A 22342-nucleotide genomic window follows, 5' to 3' on the forward strand; every position below is an offset into this window, starting at 1 on the left:
CGCGAAATCAGGCCGTAGGCGGAAGCAATTCAAGAGAAAAAGGAGCGGCGCATACTATATCGGAATAATCCGGGTCGTCTGCCCGAAACAGCGGATTTCCGCTTTTTCGAGCCTGGCAGTATATACATTCGTCGTTTTCTGGAAGATCGGTCAGACGCTGGTCCAGCGTAAGCAGGTCCAGACGCAGCATGCGCCCTAAAATCGTTTTTCTTGCTTTCACGTCACCGGATTCATCACCGAAACCAAGAAGATACTTTATCGCCTCGGCGGCCATAAGCGAGCCGATCACGCCGGCAACGGCGCCCAGTACGCCGGCCGCGCTGCATGACGGAACGCTTCCGGGCTCGGGCTGATGTTCGAATACACAGCGATAGCAGGGGGTCTTCCCGGGCTCGACGCCCATCAGCATTCCATAGAAGCGCAGGATACCTCCGCTGATCAACGGAATTCCGCGATACATGCAGACGTCGTTTACAAGAAATCGCGTCGGGAAGTTGTCGGAGCCGTCGAGAACAAGATCATATCCATCGACAATCTCAAGGGCGTTCGCGGGAATCAGCCTCTGTCGAATAAACGTAAGCTCGATCTCAGGGTTCAGCGCTGCAAGTCTCGTATCTGCAAGATCGGCCTTGCTCTGGCCGACGCCTTCGCTCGAATAGAGTATCTGCCTCTGTAGATTGGTCAGATCAAGCGTGTCGCTTTCCACACAGGCAATATGCCCGATACCGGCAGCCGTCAGATACAGCAAAAGCGGGCTGCCCAGTCCGCCTGCACCGATGACGAGAACACGAGACGCCTTCAGTCTCTCCTGCCCTGCTCTACCGACTTCGGAGAGCAGGATGTTACGGGAGTAGCGACTGAGTTCGTCTCGATTCACCGTATTAAAGACAACGGCGCCGATTAAAGATTAACCGCCGACCAGAGGCTTCAGTTTCGAAGCAAGGTCTTTTAAAAGAGCATCAGAGGCGTCGCTTCCTTCAAGGTCAGAAAGCAGCGATTGGATCTGCGCCTTCTGAGCGTCCGTGCGCAGCGCAACCAGTGTGGCCACGACGATATAGCGATCAGCGGGCTTCAGGCTTGTATCGCCGGCCTTTTCCATCAGGGCGGACGTCGTTTCGCCTGTTTCACCGATGACGGCGAGAGCAATCAGCACCTCGGTAAGCACGGACGGCTGATCCTGATTCTTGAGAACATGGATAAGATCGGGCACGGCCTTCTCGTCTTTCTTCTCTGCCGCACACTTCGCTCCGCGAATCTGCTCCTGCGGGCTATCGGAACGCAGATCGGCGCTGCACTCGGAGGCAGGCTTTGTTTCGGTAGTCTGCGTTTCTTGAGGCTGAGCTTCGGGCTGAGTTTCTGTGGCCGTATCGATCGCCTCAGTCGTCTCGGCGGGCTGTGCCGATTCGTCGACCATGCTATCGCCGGGATCGGCGGACAGAACAGACCAGCTGAACACAAGGGTCAGGGCGCAGAGTAAGCGAAGAATGTTTGTTTTCCGTGTCATAGCTCATCCTGCCTCGTAGAACGAAGCTGTCAAGAGAAGTTTCATCTGCGGGCGTTTCATCAAGGATCCTCGCTCTGGCAGAAAAGAGGCTTGAGATCAGTCTTTATGGCGATATGCCCGCCCGCGAATGGAGTTCCGGCAATCACATAGAGGGCCCGCGTAGCATCCAATCCATCAGCCTGGCCGCTCCAGTAAGCTGTGCCTTCAGAAATGCCCGGCAGGCTTTGCGTTCGCGCCGATGCAGAACCAAGCACCAAATTCAGCAACGTATTCAGAAAGGCGGCCGATTGAAAAGGTCTCCAGCCGCCATACGGTCCATGCGAAAGCCCCCAGCAGGCAGAATGAAGAGGACTGTCGGAAGTCACGTAGAATCCGCCAGAGACCCCAACGTTGCACTTATTGTCACTAAAGGCGCAGTATTTGTAGCCTCCTGGAGGGCCGGTGCATCCTCCGTAAATCGCATCCCACTCCTGGCCGACAGGGCAGCGATTTACGTAGAAGGTTTTGGTAATGAAAGGATTGGGAGTATCCTTGAAGGCAAAGACGGCGCATCCAATGGAGACGTCGAAATTGGCCGTTGGAACCCACACGCGTTCCATAATATAGTAGTCGCCAGATCCATTCCCGATGAGGCACCGTGGCCCTGGAACGGCGGTAACCTGCTGTTCAATCCGCACCTTGTATTGGTAGCCGGCGACCGGATAGGACGTCGTAAGCAATGCTCCGTTTGATCCCGCTCCCGTTTCGCTGTACGCACTTGTAACACCGTTCTGCTCCTCAGCCCAATCGAGGTTGCCCGTATACAGTCCCGTTACGCGTATATCAGCCTTAACTCGAACGACTCTCGTCGAAACGGAGGACGGCATATAGCTGGCCTTGCATCCAATGACGCGAATCGACTCCTTTGTGAGCGGATAGACGAAAGCACCCGTATACGACGTACCTGTTATACAGGTAGGATTGGCGCCCAGGGTGGAATATCGATAGGTCGCTCCCGATGTTGTACCGGAGATTGTTACCTTCCCATAGGCATCGTGTTCGATCGTCGGCGCCGCTACCTGCAGAGTGTAGGTGCTGCTGCTCTGTGAGGAAGCATTCATTCCGGCCTTGCAGGCAATGGCATAAAACGTCGTGCCGGTGGCTCCAACGGAAATACTTCCCCCAGAAGGAAAGCTGCTCTCAGCGTTTGTGCCGTCGCAACCTAAAGCCGAGCCGGTCTTATTGTAAAAGATCGTTGCTCCGGCCGTAGTCGAGGATATGCTCACGGACAGATCATTCGAGTACACGCCTCCCGCCGGACTGAAGGTCGGCGTCGCCGCCGTCCCGGCAACCGTCGCCGTATACAGCGTAGCGGCGGATTGATCGAAAGCTGACAGAGTGAGGCAACTCACCGCCCGGAATGTCGTTGTAGACGATATCGTAAAGCTTCCGCCGTATTGTGTGGAGCCGCTTGCGCACTCTCCGCCTCGGCTATAGGCAGTACCGCCCGCCGCTAAGGCACATGCCGGATTCCCGCCATCGGTACGGTAACAGAGCTTTGCGCCGGGCGGGCCTGCAAACGTGATCGTATTCGTCACACCGGCCATTGAGATCGTGGGAAATGCAGCCGGCGGCGTCGGATTACACGAGATATTCTGAGTCACAGAGGAAGATGAAATTGTTCCGCTGATCGTCGTCGTATTGTCGCTAAAGAGACAGTCATAGCCAGGATTATAGGGCTGCGCTACGATGCTCAGCGTATAGCTATGACCGATCACCGTCGGGAACGTAAAGGCATCTCCGGGCTCAAGAGCGATCTGTTGACTTGTAGCGGTCGTCGTATCATTGTAGCGCACGACGAGGCCCGTTGACGGAGCCGAGTAACCGCTCACCGTTCCCTGTAGCGTATTCGTACTGCATACAACGGAAGGAAGGGTAACGTTGCCCGTAACGGAACCTCCTGTATACGAGTAACTCGTTCCACCGCTCGAGAAGCTACAGAACTGAGCGGGGGAAGACGGCTGCTGTGTGATCGTCAGCGTCGAAATCGTATCGCCATAGTGAAGCCCTCCGGCGAAGGAATAGCCTGTAGCACCGGCCGCCGGCGTGACCGACTTCGTATAAGGCGTCGTATCGAGGTAGGCTCCGGTCATCTGAATGCGCAGGCCGCTGCCCGTCAGGCCGGTGATCGCTCCGGCTACGGAATAGGTATTGGTATTACACTCGATACGGGCCACGATATCGGCATTCTGCACCAGCGTTGTCGTGCCGTTGCCGCCTCCATAGACGACGCTGCATTGCTGGCCGGAGGGCGAGGCCGTTACGAATATGCCGTAGGGCTGACCGCTCGCCGTGGGAACAAGGGCCGTCGTCGTAGCCCCCGCATTGTAGGTGTAGGGCGATCCGTTGATCGTGACCTGAAGCCCGTCATAGGCCAATCCCACAATCTGAGCCGACACGTTCTTAACGTTCGTCGTACATTCGATGGGATTCCCAGAGATATCGACGTCGCCTGACGTATAATCGGCAACGGCATTGCCGCCGCCATCAACGATATTAAACTGACAGGTTTGCCAGGGATTGGTCGGCTGTGACGTCACGCGCACATAACTGGGGTCAACGCTCACATACTCCGGGATGGGAAAGGTAAAGGCCGTCGCCCCGGCGTTCAGGGTCATGCTCTGTGTGCCGTTCAAAGTGATAACGAGGCCGCTACCTGCCAGGCCGCTTACGGCACCCGATACACGGTAGCCGTCCTCACACTGTACGACGACGTTATCGATATGAGAATTGTCGATAAGACCTGCGTTCTGATACACATCGCAGATCTGCGTCGGATTCGACGGATAACTGCTGATCTTAACGTAGTAGCGACTGTCAGTGCGCATGCCCTCTGGAAATTGGAACGGTACATTCTGTGCGGGGGGACAGGAGAGGCAGTCAAGCTGCACCGTATTGCCGTCTGCATTGGAGAGGATGAGCGATTGACCCATCAAACCGGTAACCTCGCCGCTGACTTTATAAAGAGGAGGAAAGATAGAATCAAAAAGAAAGAACTCCGGTAAACGATCACCGATGGGCTTTGTGCAAGCTGTGAGAACTATGATGCTCAGTGCACTCAGTATTTGAATAGAATAATGGAATAAGACACGAAAGCAATCTCTCATCAATCACCTCAAGCTGATCGCATGCTATATGATGATACATAGGTTCAACCTTTTTTCTCAAGTACGGACGTTTTTTCGGAATGATGAGAATGAATATCGCTGAATTCGACGTTTGTCGGTTTCTTATCTCTTGACCGGAGCGCATTCCTTGTTTTTTTATCAGAATGCTTGCCACTGAAAAACGTACGTATCCCGATGAAGCGCTGCTTCGCGAAAAGGTCCCGGCTCTCTGTAGAAACTTCTATCAGCTTGGCTGGGTCAGCGGCACAGGCGGCGGCATATCGGTTCGCAGAGACGACATCGTTTATATGGCTCCGTCCGGCGTGCAGAAAGAGAAGATCACAGGTGAAGATCTTTTTATTCTCTCGCGTCAGGGAGAGATCCTCGTCAGGCCTGCAAACGAGGCCCTGAAGCTGACCGAATGTGCTCCGCTATTTTCGGCCGCCTATGAGCTGCGCGATGCCGGCGCCGTAATTCACTCGCATTCTTCGAACGTAGTACTCGCCACCTTCCTGGCCGAGGCCGTCGATGAAGGCCTCTCAGAACTGCGCTTTACGCGGCTCGAAATGATGAAAGGCATTCAGGGGCATGGATACTTCGACACCTATGTGCTGCCCGTTATCGACAATACTGCTCGCGAATGTGATCTGACCGACTCACTGCGCAGGGCCATCGAGCGTTATCCGCAGTCGCCGGCCGTCGCCGTACGCGATCATGGCATCTATGTGTGGGGCCGCAACGAAGATCATGCGAAAACGCAAGCAGAGTGTATCGACTACCTGTGCGAGATCGCATGGAAGAGAAAGAGCATTGGAGCGTGAACGCTACGTAGCAGGGATATCGGACAGCAGCTTTTTTAGCGGCACTTTCGCCTTCTTCCCTTGACCTGAGAGGGAGCCATGCAATCATAAGGCATGGCTCCCAGAACATTGAAAACACTCTTCACTGTTGAGAAAGCCAGGATGTATCAGATGCATTCGCACATGGTGATTCTCCTTTTCTCTTTATTTACAGCCTCTGCGATCATTGCTCAACCGGCCGAACCTCCACGAATCACCGCTCTCAAGCCTGTTAAAACAGACAGCCCCCGCGATACGATGCGCAGCTTTTACGATGCTATGAACGATTATCGTCGTGGCATCGAAACGGGTAATGAGTCGCTTCAATCGCGCATCGATGACGCCGTCCGAACGTTGAACCTCGAAGAAACGCCGGCATTGCTTCGCGAAGAACGCGGGCGTGAGGCGGCGATCTTTTTAAAAGAAACGATCGATCGAGTCATTGTTCTTAACTATGAGCTGATACCCGCCGAAGGCACGGCCGAAGCACCGCTGTTGCGCTGGCGCCTGCGAGATACGGAAATCGTAATCGCACGTATAGATCAGGGAGAGCGGGCCGGTGAGTTCCTCTTCTCGGCCGATACCGTACGACGAGCCGAATCCTTCTATAACAAAGTGAAAGGTCTGCCCTATGTCGACGGATCGGGTATGGGATCGGGCTTTCGCGAGCCCTTTCTCGAAAAACACCTGCCCGAATGGTCGAAGGCTCGCTTCGCTTTTCTGGCACGCTGGCAGTGGATCGGGCTTGGAATTGCTCTTCTTCTCGGGCTGATGATACGCACGATCGTTCGCTTCTCTCTCGATATTTCTTTAAAGGTTATAAAGAAGACGCCGCTGGCGCGACATGAAAGCATTGTGCGAGCCTTTCGCGGGCCTTCGGGCTTTCTTGCCGCCGTCGGCTTCTGGTTCCTCAGCTTGAAAATACTCCAGTTCGACGGGAATACGCTCGGCTTCTTCATCGCAGCTTTGAAAATCGCCTTCAGCCTTTCTATGGTCTGGCTGGCATATCGTTTAACCGAAGCTCTGACAGGCTACCTCATGGGCTTCGCCGAGAAAACGGAATCCTCGCTTGACGACATGCTCGTGCCTCTTCTTCAGCGTACATTGAAAATACTCGTCGTCATTCTCGGTGTGCTTATGACCATTCAGAATCTCGGCATCAACGTCTTCTCTCTGCTCGCCGGCCTCGGTATCGGAGGCCTTGCCGTCGCTCTGGCAGCGAAAGACGCCGTAGCCAACTTCTTTGGATCCCTTATGATTCTTTTCGACCGCCCGTTTCAGGTAGGCGACTGGATCATCGTCGGTGTCGCCGAAGGCACTGTGGAAGAGATCGGATTTCGCAGCACGCGTCTTCGAACCTTCTATAACTCGGTGATATCGATTCCAAACAGCGAACTAATGAACGCGAAGGTCGACAATATGGGGCGCCGTCAATACAGACGCTTGCGTACGACGCTCAGGCTAACCTACGACACGCCACCCGCAAAATTAAAGGCGTTCGTCGACGGAATCAAAGAAATCATCCTGAAGCATCCGCAAACGCGCAAGGATTACTTTCATGTCGTCTTTAACGACTACGGCCCGAGTTCGCTCGATGTTATGCTTTATATGTTTTTTGAGGTTCCGGATTGGACCGAGGAGCTTCTGGCACGCGAACAGGTGTTAACGGAAATACTCACACTTGCCGAATCAATCGGCGTCAGCTTTGCATTCCCGACGCAGACGCTTCATATTGAGAGCATGCCTACAGCCGGTAGTTCACGCCAATAAAAAGCTCTGATACGGTCATATACTGAGGGCCTTCCGGGAAAAATACGGGAAGGCCCAGACCAAAGGGGATCATATTCAGGTTAGTCCCCCCGCTCTGTAGAGAAAGGCCCGTGACGCCTCCATTCGTCGATGTTAACCGGAATCGGGCTCGCTGCCAGTCGTATCGAACGACCCATTCCAGCGAGGGCAGGATCGGTCGACTGTATTCCAGTTCGAAAGCCGGCCCTTCGTAACGGCCGCGAAACTGGCCTTCATAAGATGAGAAACCAGCCACCTGATAGTCCGTGGATGAAAAGACAGTGCGAATCGTCGTCCGATCTCCCTTCAATACGATGGATGCTCCGCCCGATACCGCTCCGGCTGAGAAGCCAATACGCCCGCCGAAAAACGAGCGATGGTACCGCAGATCAAGTCGAGCGCGACGATCCGTCGTAGTATGCTGCACAAGACCGGCCAGCTCGAACTCCTGTCTTGGGGGGGTGGAATCGAAAATAAAGAGAACATCATGCCCTTTCTGTTTGATGGTCTCTCTCTGTATCTGAGCGGTCAGCCGCATGCCGATATCGTAAGAGGGCCGATAAAACAACGTACGCTCCACACTGAGAAAGAGCATCCGCTGTTCGCCGCGCCCGTTGAAGAACGAAAATCCGGGGCGAGTAGTCCCCGATTCGGCGAAAATCGAAATCGAGTTATCTTCGATCCGGTTAACGTTCATATCGGCATCAAGCGTTCGATAGGAAAGACCGGCTCGGAACGTCCAAAAATTTCTCGACAATGTCGCTTCGAGCTGGTATCCTGAAGCATACGGATTCCATTTCGAATTCTCGACAAACCGCCCGACGGCCTGGAAATTGTTACGGAATTCGCTCATCACAAGTTCTGATATCGTTCGCTGGCGGCCGTCGACGCGAAACAGAGCGACGTCGATGGCGTTTCTTTCCGGAAGATTCGAATCGGCCTTTTCTTTCAAGGGCTGCGCTTTACGCTCGTTTTCCCGACGGTCTTCCTCCTCTTTTTTCAGGCGGGCCTCTTTTTCGGCGGCTTCCTTCTTTATCGCTTCTTCTCTGGCTTTCTCCTGCGCCTTTTTTTCTCGAGCCTTCTCTTCAAGTATCCTCTGCGCTCGGTCGTCGTAATCAATACGCGCAATGTCGTTTTTATCAATAAGAAGGGTTCCCGTTGCAGTCTGGATCTGCACGTGCGTTCTTGACTGATTCAGTATCTTTCCCTGAACGAGACGGCCATCGTGAAGCAGTATCGTTTCGGCTCGAGCCAGGAACGGTATCATGAGGATCAGAAGCGGAATGAAGCGACGAAACAATCCCATAAGAATGGTGGGAATACACCCTGCATTCAACGCAATGATTTTTTTTACTCATTCGCATTTCAGCTATGCCAGTATGGAATCGCTTCCTCCGATGATTTTTTTTTGGAATTGAAAGAATCATCGACTGTTCTTATAACTGAGACGTCCAAAAAAGCTGTTCGCCTGCAATGCTCCGGCCAGACAGGCAAAAAAGGCCCTTTTCATTATGATCCGTTCATCTCGCCTGTTGAGATTCCTGCCCGCGTTGGCTCTGCTCGCCGTTTCCTGTCTGCCCTCCCTTGAATCGGCCGAAAACGAAACGGTCAGCTCGTATCTGATGGCAAACGCCTGCGCGCACATCACTGCCCTGCAATCGTCCGATTTCTGCGCGACAGCTCCGAAATATACGGTGGGCGGAACGGTGACGGGGCTTTCAGGAACGGGGCTGACTCTACAACTCGGTTCGGAACTTCTCTCCATCAGCGCAGACGGCGCCTTTCAATTCACCCAGCTTCGCGCAGCGGGCCAGGCTTATAGCGTCACCGTCGCCGCACATCCCACAGGGCCGACGCAGCTCTGCACCGTTGTCGGCGGCAGCGGAACGATCGTTTCAGGCAATGTGACGACCGTCGCCGTAAACTGCTCCACCGGCTACCTTGTCGGAGGCACCGTTACAGGGCTTGCCGGAACGGGCCTTTCCATCCGCAATAACGGCAGTAACACAACGTCGATCACCGCAAACGGCGGGTATGCATTCAGCACACCGCTCAGCAATGGAGCCACCTACTCCGTAACTATCACAGCGCAGCCGGTTTCGCCTGCACAGACCTGTTCGGTCAGCGGCGGTAGCGGAACCATTGCAGGTGCGGACGTCACGACGGCGAATATCAACTGCATCACAAACAGCTACGCGATCAACGTCGCAACGACAGGCTTGATTGCCGGTACTCTGCAGCTTCAGGATTCAATCAGCTCGCAGAACCTGTCCGTGACGGCAAACGGAACGACATCGTTCGCTACGCCGGTAGCATCGGGTTCAAACTATAATGTAACGATCACCGCACAGCCCGCCGGGCAAACCTGCACGCTCTCTGCAGCCTCGGGCACGATCGGAGCCGCAGCCGTTACCGTGACGGCGAATTGCACGCCGAATACATATACGATTTCGGGCTCCATCACGACGCTATCCGGTTCGGGGGCGCAACTCCAGCTTCAGAATACGGGCGGCACTCCTTTTGCAAATCAAACCATCAACGTTGCATCGGGTCAGACAAGCTTCAGCTTCAGCCCCGTTCCCGATCTTGCGGACTACGCCGTCGTCGTGCTCACTCAACCCGGCACGCCGGTATGGCAGACATGCGCAATGGGAGGCCCCGATACAGGCACGTTAGCCGGGGCGAACATCACGACGGTCTCGGTAACCTGCACGACCAATGAATACCAGATATCGGGTTCCATCTCAGGATATTCCGGTACCGGGCTCGTGCTGCGCCTGAACGGCCTGCCGCAGATCAATACGGACCTTGCCATCGCCGATGGAGCGACGACATTCGATTTCGCAACCGATACGGTGCGAAGCGGCGAGACCTTCACCATCAGCGTCGCCACACAGCCCGACACTCCGACGCAAACATGTGCGGTAACGGGCAGCCCCGGTACGGTTACAAACGCAAACATCACTACCGTCGTCGTCAACTGCACGACGAACTCCTATACGATAGGTGGAACGTTAAGCGGGGCGATGGGCGGCATCACTCTGACCGAAACGGTTTCGGGGCAGACGCTGAACCTTGCGGCAAACGGTTCTTTTACGTTCGCCTCGCCCGCTCTTTCAGGCGCCGCTTACAACGTTACCGTTACGACGCAACCGGTCGGCCAGACATGCATAGTAACAACCGGGGCGGGCACGGTCGCCGGTGCAGCCGTAACGTCCGCCGTCGTGAACTGTAATCCTATGGTTACGGCAACGACTCCGACCAATACGGCGATCAACGAATCCAACTCGCAGTCCATTCAGGTAACCTTTAACAATGTGATGGATCCGGCCACGATTACGACAAACGGAGCCAGCGATCTCTGCACGGGAACCGTTCAGGTTTCCTTTAATAACTTCCTGACATGCGCTCCGCTCGGAGCGGTTACGACGGGAGATAACAAGACCTTTTCCATCGCCCTGCCCGGCATCAATCTCTTCGCCGGAACACAGTACCGCATTCGAGTGCTCGGGACTGCAACGGGAGTAAAAGACGCAAACAACCTGACGATGGCCGCCGACTTTACGCAGGCTACAGGTTTCACGACGTCCGGGCCAGTGCGCCGCTACAGCTTCACCGCCTCCTCGCTCGATCACCGCAGCGATCCTGATAACGCAACCGGCCTTTTCGTGCTTGCCGGATCTTCGACCACAACAAGAGGGCATGACGGCGACAACAACGGCGGACAGCGCTTCGACGGATCAACAACAACCCTTGATGGCGGAGCGGGCAGCGCCACGGGCCTTCCTTCCGGGAGTAGCCCGCGCACGATGTGCAGCTGGATGGCACTCGATACGCTGCCGGCCATTTCGAATTATTTTATCGGTGCTCATTATGGCCCCCTATCGGATGGCCAGGCCTTCTTTCTTGGAGTCTCTAACGAAGGCACGATTGCCCTTCGTGGCAGCGGCTGGGCGGTCGGTTATCATATCGACCAGGCCACTCCGTTGACGCTGAACTCATGGTTTCACGCCTGCGCCACCTATGACGGCACCTCGATCGCACTGTATCATAACGGTCGCCTCATCGGCTCTGGGGCCGTCGCACTGAATACGAATACGGCAACGGGAACGATGCGCATCGGCAGCGCCGGTATCTCTGGGTTTCCGGGGCGCATAGACGATGTGCGCATCTATGACTCCGTACTTCCACAGGCACAAATCCGACAGCTTGCTTCGCAGATCAGGCCGGGCCTTTCCGTTCTCGCCGATCTGAACGGAGATGCGAAAGAGACGACAGGCCTGGCCGCGGCCGGCAGCTTTTTCGGCGGCACTGTGTTGACGGCAGATCGGTGGGGGTTAGCCAATCAGGCCGTCGAATTTGACGGAGTATCGCGCTATATTCAATTCGCAGCAGCGACAACGCCCTCGCTGCCCTCGGGCTCCGCCGATCGGACCGTCTGCGCCTGGGTTCGTCCGCGCAATCTTCCCATCGGTTCGTCACAGGCAGTTATCGGATGGGGCGGGGCCGCACCAGGGCAGGTATCGACTCTTGCTCTGCGGCATGACGGAGCGACACACTCCATCGAATTCACGAATGATCCGGCAGGCGGCACGATAAAGGCGGCGTTTCGACTTCCGCTCCATACGTGGTCGCATCTGTGCGGCGTCTACAGCTCCGGAACGGCCGAAGGCCGCCTCTTTCTGAACGGACAGCAGATCGACATTCAAATCGGCCTGCCCGCCTGGAATACGGCGGCAAGCGATCTTTATGTCGGCCGCAGCCCGGCCGGAGGCGATCTCTTCGATGGCGCGATCGACGATGTGCGTATCTATAACCGACCTCTTACGCTGAACGAGATACGGGCCCTGTCGGGCTATCATGTGCAGCAGATTGCCTCTCTGCGCTTTCATGGCATCGGCGATACGATCGACCCATCCGTGCCGGATGGTACAACCATCGCCGCATGGCCTGATGCCAGCGGTCATAACAACGACCTGACGAGCCCTCAGCCTCCGACAAAAGCAGCGATTCTGTTAAACGAACACAGGCTTTTCAAATTCGCCGGCGGCGAGCATTTCATGACGACGACGGCCAACGATTTAACGTCGCAAACCCAGTTCACGATGTATCTTGTTATGAATCCGGCCTTAACGCCGCCGAGCCGATCCGTGCTGATGCATGCCGGACGCTTTGATAATGGAGGAGCGAGACAATTCGCATGGTTATCCACGCTCGGCGGACGACTGCAACTGGCGAAATACACCGGCGCGCCAAACGACATCATCACCAACGGCTGGGTGCCTCCTCTCGGAGAATTCAATATCTATGCGACGGGATACGACGGCACACTGGCCTACATCTGGAAGTCGCCGACGGCGTCGAATGCGACCGTCGGAGGCTTTTCGTTCAGCACGGATAACGAGCTTTATGTCGGTATAAATCCGAATGATCCCAGCGAAGCCTTCGAGGGTTTTATCGCCGAAGCACTGTATTTTAATGGAGTGGAAGATCAAAACGTAACGCGCTGCTATCTCTCGGCCCGCTACGCCATCGCCGTCGGTAACATATGTAATTGAAATGGCCTGTATGGGGAGCTTCTTCATCCGACCGGATGCTTTCGTTATCCTCTCAGAAGCGCCTTCAGCCTGTAGGGATCTTTAAGCAGAGCGAAGGCGTCGCCGATTTCGCGCACTACGACGTCGGCAGCCTGTATCGCTGAAACGGCCGCGCCTTCCGGTCCGAGCACGGCCACGCCAACGGCCGCCTCTTTCAGGATAAGGCGATCGTTATGACCGTTCCCGAAAACGGCCGTTTTCTCGGGACCGAGGCCCTTGAGATACTCATGCTTCTTATTTGCCTGCCCTTCTGGCGGCAGGATGACGACCTTACATGGCAGATCGTTCAGCTCATGCTCGGCCGTATTGAAGGTATTGCCTGTGACGACGTGAATCTCCACTACGGAATCAAAATCTACGATGGCGGCGGCAACGCCTTCAATCAAACTACCGTCGCAGGCGATCGTGCCGTTAAAATCAAGCAGAAGATGCTCTATGTGCATCGTCGGTCCGTCGGGAATCTCAATGTGAATCATAATTTGCCTGTTTGAACGTCTGTTCTTGATTGATGCATCTCAAACGAAATCGGGCTGTCCCGTAGCCTCTTTCACGATCGACCACAGATAACCCGTCGGATCAATCTTTTTGCGCGAGGCCGTTGCCAGCTCAATAGGAACATAGACGTAATACGAATTCACCTTGCCGATCATGAAGTTCGTTTTGCCCGACATCGCTCCATGCACGGCGTTCTGAGCAAGCATCATACATGACACGGCATCGTCGGCCGAGGCCGGCACCGAACGAATGATATAGCTCGGATCAATATATTTCAGCGTAAACGGCACCTTCTCTTCTTTCAGATAGGTTTCGATCTCCTTCTTCAAGAAAAGGCCGACGTCGCCGTATTTGCGGTTCCCCGATGCATCGCGTTCTCCCGTATCGGGCATCAGCTCCTGCCCCGCTCCTTCGGCGACGACGATGAGCGCATGCTTCTTGCGATGAAGACGCTCTTTCAGATGCGGTAGAAATCCCCTTTCTCCTCTGAGAGTAAACTTCACCTCGGGCACAAGCACGTAGTTCGCCTCGTTAGAGGCGAGGCCGGCAAAGGTCGCGATATAGCCGGAGTCGCGTCCCATCAGCTTTACAAGTCCGATGCCGTTCGCCGCGCTGGTCGCCTCTGCGTGAGCGCCATGAAGGGCCTCGGTGGCGATAGCGACGGCCGTTTCAAACCCAAACGTGCGGTCGATGTACTGAATGTCGTTGTCGATCGTTTTCGGCACGCCGACGACCGCGATATTCAGGCGCCGCTTCTCGATCTCGTCGGCGATGGCCTTTGCTCCGCGAAGCGTGCCGTCGCCGCCGACGGCAAAGAGTATGTTCACGCCGTGGCTGATCAGCGTGTCGACCATGATGACCGGGTCCTGATTGCCTCGCGACGAACCGAGAATCGTGCCGCCCACCCTGTCGATGCCGCGCACACGTTCGAGCGTCAGCGGGGCGATCACATGCCCCTTCGCCGGATTCAGGCCTTCATAACCATAGGGGATGCCAAGAATACGCTTGATGCCGTACTGGAAATGTAGCTGCTTTACGATCGCCTGGATAACGTTATTCAGCCCCGGACAGAGGCCTCCGCATGTGACGATGGCCGCCGTCGTATCGGCCGGATTAAAGAAAAGCTGCCGTCGCGGACCGGCATTCTCAAGCGTGAGCACCGGCTCATTACCGGCAAACTTTGCCGCGAGAGAATCATATTCTACGTCGATGACGACGCGCGCCCCGTCGTCGATAAAACGGGGAATCTGAAGAGGCGTGGGAAACGACGGAGTTCCAAGGGAACGGACAACCATATCTTCGGGTCGGAGCATGCAGAAGCATCGCGCAGATCCGCGGCCCGGTCAAGTGCAAATCCTCTGCTCGCGCCCCTGATAAATCCGACATAGTTTTTATCTATGCGATCATTGATCCAATTTATTTGCTCTATTTCCAGATCTATGATACATTTGGCACATGCGACCGGGAAACGGCGCACAGGAGGATACTTATGTCAATGATTGGAAAGCGCATCCCCGAGTTCAAAACTCAGGCCTATCAAAACGGCCAGTTTATTCCGGTATCGGATGCCGACGCCATCGGTAAGTGGTCCGTCTTCTTTTTCTATCCGGCAGACTTCACCTTTGTCTGCCCGACGGAACTCGGAGACCTGGCCGACTACTATGCCGAACTCCAGAAGATGGGAGTAGAAGTTTACTCCGTATCGACAGACACCCATTTCGTTCACAAGGCCTGGGCCGATGCGAGCGAGACGATCAAAAAAATCAAGTATGTGATGCTCGGAGACGCCTCCGGAACCATCACACGCGGCTTCGACGTCATGATCGAAGCGGACGGACTTGCTCAGCGCGGCACATTCGTAGCCGATCCGCAGGGCATCATCCGCATCTGTGAGATCACAGACGGTCCTATCGGACGTTCTGCCGAAGAACTGGTTCGTAAGATCCGCGCCGCCCAGTATGTTGCCAGCCACGACGGCGAGGTCTGCCCCGCCAAATGGAAGCCGGGCGAAAAAACCCTCAAACCCGGTCTGGATCTTGTTGGAAAGATCTGACAGTTATGCTCTGCAGTGTTTCACTGCAGAGCGCATCTTCCCACATAAAACCGGTCCTGAAACCCTTCTTGAGTTTTCGGACGGGTTCCTAACGGAGGTTAGCCATGTTTGATGAAGAAATGAAAGAACAGCTGCGACAGTATTTCGCCCGCATCGAAAAGCCGGTGCAGTTGCAGATGTACACAGGACAGCATGAGAGTCGCGATGAGCTGAAACAGATGCTGTCGGCGGTCGCTGAGCTAAGCGATAAGATTGAACTGACAGAAAAGACGGACGACGGCGCCTCGCCAATCGCATTCGACGTAATCTCGGAAGGAAAGCCCACGGGCATCCGCTTCAGCGGTATTCCGGGCGGACATGAATTCAGCTCCCTTGTTCTTGCGCTACTTCAGGCAGGCGGATCGCCGATCCGGCTTGACGAAGGCGTGCAGAAGCTTGTGAGCGGATTTAAAGGCGAGATGCGTTTTCAAACCGTCGTCTCTCTTTCCTGTCATAACTGCCCCGATGTAGTGCAGACGCTTAACTCTCTTGCTCTTGTGAATCCGGGCATCACGCATGAGATGATCGACGGCGGGCTCTTTCCCGAGTTCGTCGAAAAACACGGCGTGCAGGGCGTTCCGGCCGTCTTTTTGAACGGAGAACCCTTCGCAAACGGCAAGATCGACGCCGGCCAGATCATCGATCGCATGATCGAGAAGAACGCGAATAACATCGACGTTCGCGAATCGGATCAGGTCTACGATGTCGCCATCGTCGGCGGCGGACCGGCCGGCGTGGCCGCCGCCGTCTACAGCGCCCGCAAGGGTTTAGCCGTCACCGTTATCGCCGACCGCATCGGCGGCCAGGTGAAAGATACGATGGGCATCGAGAATCTGATCACGATCGCGAAGACGACCGGTCCCGAACTGACGGCGTCGCTGGGCGACCTTCTGCGTGCGCATGAGATCGACATCCGCGAACATCTGCGCGTCGATCATATCGAAAACGGCGACGTCTACAAAACCATCGTGCTCAACACGTCGGAGCGCATCCGCTCGCGAACCGTAATACTCGCAACGGGAGCGAAATGGCGCGAGCTGAACGTACCGGGCGAGAAGGACTTTCTCGGCAAAGGCGTCGCCTACTGTCCGCATTGCGACGGGCCTTTCTTTAAAGGAAAGGATGTGGCCGTCATCGGCGGCGGCAACTCAGGCGTCGAGGCCGCTCTTGACCTGGCCGGCATCGTCAGATCGGTTAAGGTCTTCGAATTCACCGATCGGTTAAACGCCGATAAGATCCTGCTTCAGCGGCTTGAGCAGACCTCGAATATCGAGTCTTTCGTAAGCGCTCAGGTAACGGAGGTGTTGCACGACGCCGAGAAGGTGACGGGCATCCGATATAAAGACCGCACGACGGGCGAAGAGATCGATCTGCCTCTGGACGGTATCTTTGTGCAGATCGGCCTGATTCCGAATACGGCCTTCGTCGACGGCCTTGTCGAACGCAACCGCTTCGGTGAGATCGTCGTCGATACGCACGGACGCACGTCGGTGCCGGGTATCTTCGCCGCCGGTGATGCCACAACGACGCCGTACAAGCAGATCGCCATCGCCCTTGGAGATGGGGCTAAGGCATCGCTGGCCGCCTTCGAGTATCTCTTGAAGCAGCCGAAGGTGGAGGCGGTGGCATAAGTCCCGCCACCACCGCACTGCTCACCCCGCGGGTCGCATCTTATTGTCTGGTTGAGTGCCAGGCGGGGATACGGGTGGGTGCAGGCGGAATGGTTACCTCGCATAAGGCCACAGGATGGGTTCCTGTGGCCTCATGCTTTCAGCGGGAAGATTTTGATCTGGTTCGATGTTTTTGTGGTTAAGAGTTTTTGACCACGAAATACACGAAAAGCGCGAAAAAGGAATTTGCCAGTTCTGGTGCAATGGCGTTCTGACTGCGACAGAAAACTACGACTCATTTGCAGCAATTAACCAGAATCTTATTGACAAAGACAGAAGACCTACCCAAAATAGACTTCAATCTATTGATGCACCATAAAGGATAACTTGCATGGCGATACAGCTACGGACTCAAGTTGCAGAAATGATCAACACACTTCAAGAAAACGGATGGTCTCAAGCCAATATCGCTGAAGAACTCGGCGTCAGTCAAGCGTATGTAAGCTTGCTGAAGTATAAAAGAATTCAAACCTCCTTAATAATCGCGAACAGCATCATCGAGAGACTACAGAGCATCTTCTCACAGTATGAGATCACCACTGCTGAAAACGAAGATGAAATTTCCGAAAGCGAATCGGGTGATGATAATGCTGAAGATATCGGCACCTTCTCTGATTGGTTAAATGCACAGATAGTTCAGAATAGCTGGAAACCAAATCAAATTGCTGATGCAAGCGGAGTATCTCTGATCACAATTAGATTTATACTAAGTGGGAGAACCAGTAACCCTCAAAGTGCAACGCGAGGAAAAATTGAGAAAGGGATTCAATCTCTGCTTTCTTTAAACCCGCAATCAGAAGGCGTCGTTCAGGATGTTCAGGTTGAATCAACTGCCCCGGTTGCGCCAGAAGACGAAATAATCGCAGGTATCCCTTTTCTGCGTGACGAAATTGAAAGAGCGCCGAACAAAAAAGGTGTGTATGCCATCCATGATCGCCGGGGGTATCCGGTTTACGTTGGCAAAGGTAATATTAGAACAAGACTATTAAAGCATGCTGAACACAGAGCCTTTCTCGATAGCCGGGTTGCCAATAATTTCTCGTACATCGTCCTGCAAAAATCTGATACTGTTGAGGATATCGCTGATGCCAATCGCGAAGCCTTACGATTAGAAAAATTGATCGTGAAGTTCTGCGGTAATACCATATTACTCAACAAACAATTGGTTGAGGATCTTTCTGACGAATAAGTGGCTTCATTATATACGATTCAATGGCTTTGGTAGAGCCGTAAATCCTCAACATTCCGGTTGACAGTGAAGTCGCTCCGCCCATAGATCTCTGCATTTATGCGAAGTCCCGCCATTTCCTTCTATATAAAATGAATCGTCTGGTGGGTGACTCCACTGACCCTGCCTATCAGCTTCAGGTGTTGAACGAGTCTGCAAACGAAAAAGGGCGAACCGGAGCGCCGCTACTGATGTCTGAATGCCTGTGAAGGCCGTTTCTTTTATCAGTATCGTCGCTCTGATCGCAATCAACCCGCTGCAAGCTGCCTGCTTCCTGGAAAATCGTGTCGACGCCATTCTCGGTATCTGTACTGATAACGACATTCGCTATGCCATCAAGTTTGAAAGGAAGACAGGCAGTTTCTACTACGGACAATGGAGAAACGGCCCTGCGGGTTATGGCCTTTTCATGAATCGCGTTTTCGAGAGAGGCCATGCGTATTGTGGCGGCTGGCGCCATGAATACTACTATGAGGGCCGCGAGGTCCAGGATACTTCGGAGTTCCTTGATTCCATTGACAGTCAGGGAATCGGATGTCGTAGCAACGTATGCCCTGACGGCTTTCGCGTAGAATACCACGAGGTATCAGATCTCCGGATCGGACACTATGTGGACGGCGGGCCTGAGGGATTCTCTGTTTCTACAGAGCTCGGCAGCTATTTCATCGGCTATCGGCATTCTCATGGTCTGAATGGCGAAGGCATTGAACTGAATCTGATCGAAAAAACTTTCACTCATGCAGTATGGAAGGACGGTCGGGTCGTGAAAACGATCAAGACTGTGAACATCAGTGATCATCTAAAGATGCCCGCGCAATGCGAGCAATGAAACGCCGGCAGCAGGAAGAGCCCTTCCTGAAACAGAAGAAAAACGGTGCACAATAATTCTTGCCATCTCTGGGACGCCGATCTGGATTGCCACGGAGCGGCAACCATGGACAACATCACTCGATTCAAAGAGCATTTCTCGTTTCTTGTAAAAACAGAAGAGGATCAGAGCATTCTCGACGACCTTTCTAAAACGGTTCAATCCTTTGAAAAAGACGACTCGGGAGCGGTCCGCTGTGAGCTGAGCATCGTCAACCTCGACGATGCGATGGCAGAGCTCATCTGCCCGCCACCGTTTACAGGGACCATAGCCGCTGATGTTCCGCCCGGTTTTGCCGCTCTCGCAAAGAGCCACAACGGCATCTACTACGAAGACCTGGGCGGTGGAGTGATCGGCTTCCTCGGCCTGCGCGACGACGGAACAATCGAATCGGGTAACTGGGAATGGGAGGCCGTCGAAGAGGGCGACAACGAAGAATATCTGGAACAGCTCGAAGAGGCCGACATCGCCGCTTCGTCCATCGTATGTCCGCTGCAATTCGGTCAGAACTGGATTCTCTATGATCCCCTGAAGAAAGCGACGACCGGAGAACCCGCCCTGCTCTTTCTCTCACATGGCGATTGCGAGCTGGTTCCGATACCGGAAAGCGATGGCCTGACGCTGAGTCAGGTCTTACTGCGGATTCTCGCGCAGAGGATTCTGGATCGGAATTACTTTGAAGCAGTGTATTCTTGAGATGACTAACCGAATTTCCATCACCTACTGCACACAATGCCGCTGGCTGCTTCGAGCGGCGTGGATGGCTCAGGAGCTGCTCACAACCTTCGAGCAGGAACTCTCTGAACTCACACTGATTCCCGGAACAGGCGGCATCTTCGAGGTGCATGCCAATGACGCCCTGATCTGGTCACGCAAAGAACAGGGTCGGTTTCCTGACATCACCGAGCTCAAGCAGCTCGTCCGGGATCAGATCGCGCCCGAGAAGGACCTGGGGCATTCGGACAGGAAAAAAGAGTCGTAGGCACATCGACCTGCTTTCATTCCAGCCTGCCCGCTCCCTCTGCGTAGCGAACCATGGACGGGAAAGCGACGGCGCCTGGCGCACGATCGCGCCACGCGCCGGACGCAGAGGGTGCGGGCGGGCCCAGCCTATAGCATATCAAGCGGATCAAACTCCAGTTCTACGAAGGCCTTTTCGCCGAGACGTGCCTTAAAGGCGGGCAGACGCTCTTTGAGGACGCCGCGCAGACGATCGGGTGCCGTCGTTTTCAGAATCAGATGATAGCGATAATTGTTATGCAGTTTTGTTAACGGCGCCGGAGCCGGGCCAAGAAGCTCGTCTTTATCAGAAAGCTCCGTCGTAAGAAGGCTCGCCAGCTCTTCGATGCGCTTCACGGCTACGGCCTCTTCACGCGAACGAATCAAGATGCGGATCAGCCTCTTAAACGGCGGATAACCGCTCTCGCGTCGCTCGGCGATCTCTTCTGCAAAGAAGCGATCGTAGTTCTGTTCCCTGGCAAGCAACAGCACCGGATGCTCCGTGTTCAGGGCCTCAAAGAATACACGCCCGGCCTCTTCGCCCCGGCCTGCCCGTCCGGCAACCTGCATGAGAAGCGAGAAGACGCGCTCCTGAGCTCGAAAATCGGGAAGGGCCAGGCCACGGTCGGCCTGCAGCACGCCGACAAGCGTGACGCCGGGCGAATCAAGGCCCTTTGCAATCATCTGCGTTCCGGTGAGCAGATCGATCTCGCCCTGTAAAAAACGCGATAGAACGTCTTCGACGTCGATCTTCGCAGCCGCATCGGTATCGAGGCGTTCGATACGCATCGACGGAAAGCGTGTCAGCAGATACTCCTCCACCTTCTGCACGGCGGTGCCCTGCTTCTTTAACGGCCCGCCGCAGCTGCGACACTGCTTCATCTCGCGCTCCGTCCATCCGCATTGATGACAGAGAAGGCGACCGTCACGGTGAGCGGTTAACCCCACCGAGCAGCGCGGACATTCGACGACGGATTTGCAGGTGCGGCACTGGATATACGGCTGGTAGCCCCGTCTGTTCAGGAGCAGTACGGTCTGCCTGCCGCTCTCGAAATTCTTCTCGATCTCAAGAAGAAGGGTTCGGCTGATATCGGCGTCGCCCTGCTGCTCGATGATCTGCACGTCGGGCAGAGCGCCTCGAGCCCGCTCCGTCAGGCGATGATAGAAGAAGCGCGCCTTGCTTTCGGGATTCCGCCGCACGTCAAAACGCTCGGCCGCATAACGCATCTCTACGCGAGGGGTGGCCGAGCCGAGAAGAAGTACGGACGATTCCGTCTCGCAGCGACGGCGGGCGATCTGTCGCGCATCGTACCGAGGAGTGCTGTGCTCTCGATACGAGGCGTCATGCTCTTCGTCGAGTATGATGATGCCCGGCCGGCTGACAGGCGCAAACACCGCCGATCGGGTACCGACGACGATGCGACGGCGGCCGGCAAGCACGTCCATATACTCCGCAAAACGCTCTTTCGGACGACGCCCCGAATGAAGAAGCGCCAGTTCGTTACCAAACGTGCTCTGCAGACGGTTGATCGTCTGCACGGTTAACGATATCTCGGGCACGAGCAATATGCCCGATCTTTTGATATCGAGCGCATGCTGCAGAGCGCGAATATAGATCTCTGTTTTTCCTGATCCGGTGATGCCGTGCAATAAATGCACGGAATGCCTGCCCGCATCAAGCTCGTCGCAGAGCAGCGAGAATACGCCTGACTGTTCGTCGTTCAGAATCAGGCTCTCTGCCGGGGACGTCGGCCGTTCGACCGATGCGAGGTCGGACTTTGCTTTCTTGCTCAGACGATGCGGCGAAGGAAACATCTTGAAAAGCGCCTCGCCCGGAGCACAGAGGTAGTGCTCGGCCATCCATCGGGCAAGCTCGATTTGTGCCTCGCTGACGACAGGACCTTCGAATACGGGAGTGGCCATCTCTTTGATATGAACATCGGGCGGATGGGAATGACGTTCGACGACGACGGCACGTTCGGTACGGTTCTGCAGCGGAACCTCCACCATCCAGCCTGCGTCAACCTCAAGGCCTTCAGGAAGCAGATACGTTAAGCTCTGATCCAGAGGATACGGCAGAAGAACGTCGATATAGCGGTGAAACAGGGAACGCTCC

At 55.0% G+C, this 22342-nt stretch carries 16 protein-coding genes; 9 read left to right on the forward strand and 7 right to left on the reverse strand.

The features are described 5' to 3' along the window. Nucleotides 1-7: 7 nt before the first annotated feature. The 3 genes from LEPIL_RS08610 to LEPIL_RS08620 are packed head-to-tail and all read right to left on the reverse strand — an operon-like array spanning nt 8 to nt 4650. Nucleotides 8-877, reverse strand: coding sequence for a HesA/MoeB/ThiF family protein (locus LEPIL_RS08610; protein ID WP_002771876.1), 870 nt, complete (start codon nt 875-877; stop codon nt 8-10). A gap of 30 nt (nt 878-907) precedes the next feature. Further along, nucleotides 908-1504: a HEAT repeat domain-containing protein gene (locus tag LEPIL_RS08615; RefSeq protein ID WP_002771878.1), complete on the reverse strand. Its 597-nt coding sequence runs from the start codon at nt 1502-1504 to the stop codon at nt 908-910. A 59-nt stretch (nt 1505-1563) separates the two neighbouring features. Next, a complete protein-coding gene (locus LEPIL_RS08620; RefSeq protein ID WP_002771880.1) occupies nt 1564-4650 on the reverse strand; it encodes a chitobiase/beta-hexosaminidase C-terminal domain-containing protein in 3087 nt (1028 codons plus the stop codon). A gap of 164 nt (nt 4651-4814) precedes the next feature. Between LEPIL_RS08620 and mtnB the strand changes: the two genes are divergently transcribed. Both mtnB and LEPIL_RS21885 read left to right on the forward strand, forming a co-directional pair. Further along, nucleotides 4815-5471 carry a methylthioribulose 1-phosphate dehydratase gene (gene mtnB, locus LEPIL_RS08625; protein WP_002771882.1) on the forward strand — a complete coding sequence of 219 codons (657 nt, stop codon included), beginning with the start codon at nt 4815-4817 and terminating at the stop codon, nt 5469-5471. Between the two features lie 93 nt (nt 5472-5564). Beyond that, the gene (locus LEPIL_RS21885; protein WP_078123440.1) at nt 5565-7259 is read left to right on the forward strand and encodes a mechanosensitive ion channel family protein; all 1695 of its coding nucleotides are present in this window, start codon (nt 5565-5567) and stop codon (nt 7257-7259) included. Here the strand turns inward: LEPIL_RS21885 and LEPIL_RS08635 are convergent. Continuing rightward, entirely contained in the window at nt 7234-8583 is a 1350-nt protein-coding gene (locus tag LEPIL_RS08635; protein ID WP_002771886.1) for a cell envelope integrity TolA family protein, read from the reverse strand. The two genes, LEPIL_RS21885 and LEPIL_RS08635, sit on opposite strands and share 26 nt — an antisense overlap. A 205-nt stretch (nt 8584-8788) precedes the next feature. On the opposite strand from LEPIL_RS08635, the gene LEPIL_RS21890 reads away from it, so the two are divergent. After that, a complete protein-coding gene (locus LEPIL_RS21890; protein ID WP_002771887.1) occupies nt 8789-12835 on the forward strand; it encodes a LamG-like jellyroll fold domain-containing protein in 4047 nt (1348 codons plus the stop codon). A gap of 44 nt (nt 12836-12879) precedes the next feature. On the opposite strand, the gene LEPIL_RS08645 is transcribed toward LEPIL_RS21890, so the two are convergent. Further along, on the reverse strand, nt 12880-13350 hold the full coding sequence (locus LEPIL_RS08645) for an HAD family hydrolase (RefSeq protein ID WP_002771888.1): 471 nt from the start codon (nt 13348-13350) through the stop codon (nt 12880-12882). A gap of 39 nt (nt 13351-13389) precedes the next feature. After that, a complete protein-coding gene (locus LEPIL_RS08650; RefSeq protein ID WP_002771889.1) occupies nt 13390-14682 on the reverse strand; it encodes an ATP-dependent 6-phosphofructokinase in 1293 nt (430 codons plus the stop codon). A 176-nt stretch (nt 14683-14858) separates the two neighbouring features. Between LEPIL_RS08650 and ahpC the strand changes: the two genes are divergently transcribed. The 6 genes from ahpC to LEPIL_RS08680 all read left to right on the forward strand — a co-directional run bounded on the left by ahpC (nt 14859) and on the right by LEPIL_RS08680 (nt 20209). After that, nucleotides 14859-15422, forward strand: a complete 564-nt coding sequence (ahpC, locus tag LEPIL_RS08655) for an alkyl hydroperoxide reductase subunit C (protein WP_002771892.1) — start codon at nt 14859-14861, stop codon at nt 15420-15422. A 104-nt stretch (nt 15423-15526) separates the two neighbouring features. Beyond that, nucleotides 15527-17092 carry an alkyl hydroperoxide reductase subunit F gene (gene ahpF, locus LEPIL_RS08660; protein WP_002771894.1) on the forward strand — a complete coding sequence of 522 codons (1566 nt, stop codon included), beginning with the start codon at nt 15527-15529 and terminating at the stop codon, nt 17090-17092. A gap of 403 nt (nt 17093-17495) precedes the next feature. Next, a complete protein-coding gene (locus LEPIL_RS08665; RefSeq protein ID WP_143464739.1) occupies nt 17496-18320 on the forward strand; it encodes a GIY-YIG nuclease family protein in 825 nt (274 codons plus the stop codon). Nucleotides 18321-18564: 244 nt separating this feature from the next. Then, nucleotides 18565-19188 carry a hypothetical protein gene (locus tag LEPIL_RS08670; protein WP_157135044.1) on the forward strand — a complete coding sequence of 208 codons (624 nt, stop codon included), beginning with the start codon at nt 18565-18567 and terminating at the stop codon, nt 19186-19188. 105 nt (nt 19189-19293) lie between these two features. Then, complete coding sequence (locus tag LEPIL_RS08675) at nt 19294-19923, forward strand: hypothetical protein (RefSeq protein ID WP_002771899.1); 630 nt, start codon at nt 19294-19296, stop codon at nt 19921-19923. A 1-nt stretch (nt 19924) separates the two neighbouring features. Continuing rightward, entirely contained in the window at nt 19925-20209 is a 285-nt protein-coding gene (locus tag LEPIL_RS08680; RefSeq protein ID WP_040919949.1) for an Rdx family protein, read from the forward strand. A gap of 128 nt (nt 20210-20337) precedes the next feature. Here the strand turns inward: LEPIL_RS08680 and priA are convergent, their stop codons facing one another. Further along, complete coding sequence (gene priA / locus LEPIL_RS08685) at nt 20338-22332, reverse strand: replication restart helicase PriA (protein ID WP_002771901.1); 1995 nt, start codon at nt 22330-22332, stop codon at nt 20338-20340. Nucleotides 22333-22342 lie beyond the last annotated feature (10 nt).

It is taken from the genome of Leptonema illini DSM 21528, from assembly GCF_000243335.1.
GTDB classification, from domain to species: Bacteria; Spirochaetota; Leptospiria; order Leptospirales; family Leptonemataceae; genus Leptonema; species Leptonema illini.

Excerpts from the sequence above, each read along its gene's own strand:
- LEPIL_RS21890 (WP_002771887.1), top strand. The coding sequence starts at position 8,789 with ATGATCCGTTCATCTCGCCTGTTGAGATTCCTGCCCGCGTTGGCTCTG.
- LEPIL_RS08650 (WP_002771889.1), bottom strand. The coding sequence starts at position 14,682 with ATGCTCCGACCCGAAGATATGGTTGTCCGTTCCCTTGGAACTCCGTCG.
- ahpF (WP_002771894.1), top strand. The coding sequence starts at position 15,527 with ATGTTTGATGAAGAAATGAAAGAACAGCTGCGACAGTATTTCGCCCGC.
- LEPIL_RS08665 (WP_143464739.1), top strand. The coding sequence starts at position 17,496 with ATGATCAACACACTTCAAGAAAACGGATGGTCTCAAGCCAATATCGCT.
- LEPIL_RS08645 (WP_002771888.1), bottom strand. The coding sequence starts at position 13,350 with ATGATTCACATTGAGATTCCCGACGGACCGACGATGCACATAGAGCAT.
- LEPIL_RS21885 (WP_078123440.1), top strand. The coding sequence starts at position 5,565 with ATGGCTCCCAGAACATTGAAAACACTCTTCACTGTTGAGAAAGCCAGG.
- LEPIL_RS08675 (WP_002771899.1), top strand. The coding sequence starts at position 19,294 with ATGGACAACATCACTCGATTCAAAGAGCATTTCTCGTTTCTTGTAAAA.
- ahpC (WP_002771892.1), top strand. The coding sequence starts at position 14,859 with ATGTCAATGATTGGAAAGCGCATCCCCGAGTTCAAAACTCAGGCCTAT.
- mtnB (WP_002771882.1), top strand. The coding sequence starts at position 4,815 with ATGCTTGCCACTGAAAAACGTACGTATCCCGATGAAGCGCTGCTTCGC.
- LEPIL_RS08615 (WP_002771878.1), bottom strand. The coding sequence starts at position 1,504 with ATGACACGGAAAACAAACATTCTTCGCTTACTCTGCGCCCTGACCCTT.
- LEPIL_RS08635 (WP_002771886.1), bottom strand. The coding sequence starts at position 8,583 with ATGGGATTGTTTCGTCGCTTCATTCCGCTTCTGATCCTCATGATACCG.
- LEPIL_RS08680 (WP_040919949.1), top strand. The coding sequence starts at position 19,925 with ATGACTAACCGAATTTCCATCACCTACTGCACACAATGCCGCTGGCTG.
- LEPIL_RS08620 (WP_002771880.1), bottom strand. The coding sequence starts at position 4,650 with ATGAGAGATTGCTTTCGTGTCTTATTCCATTATTCTATTCAAATACTG.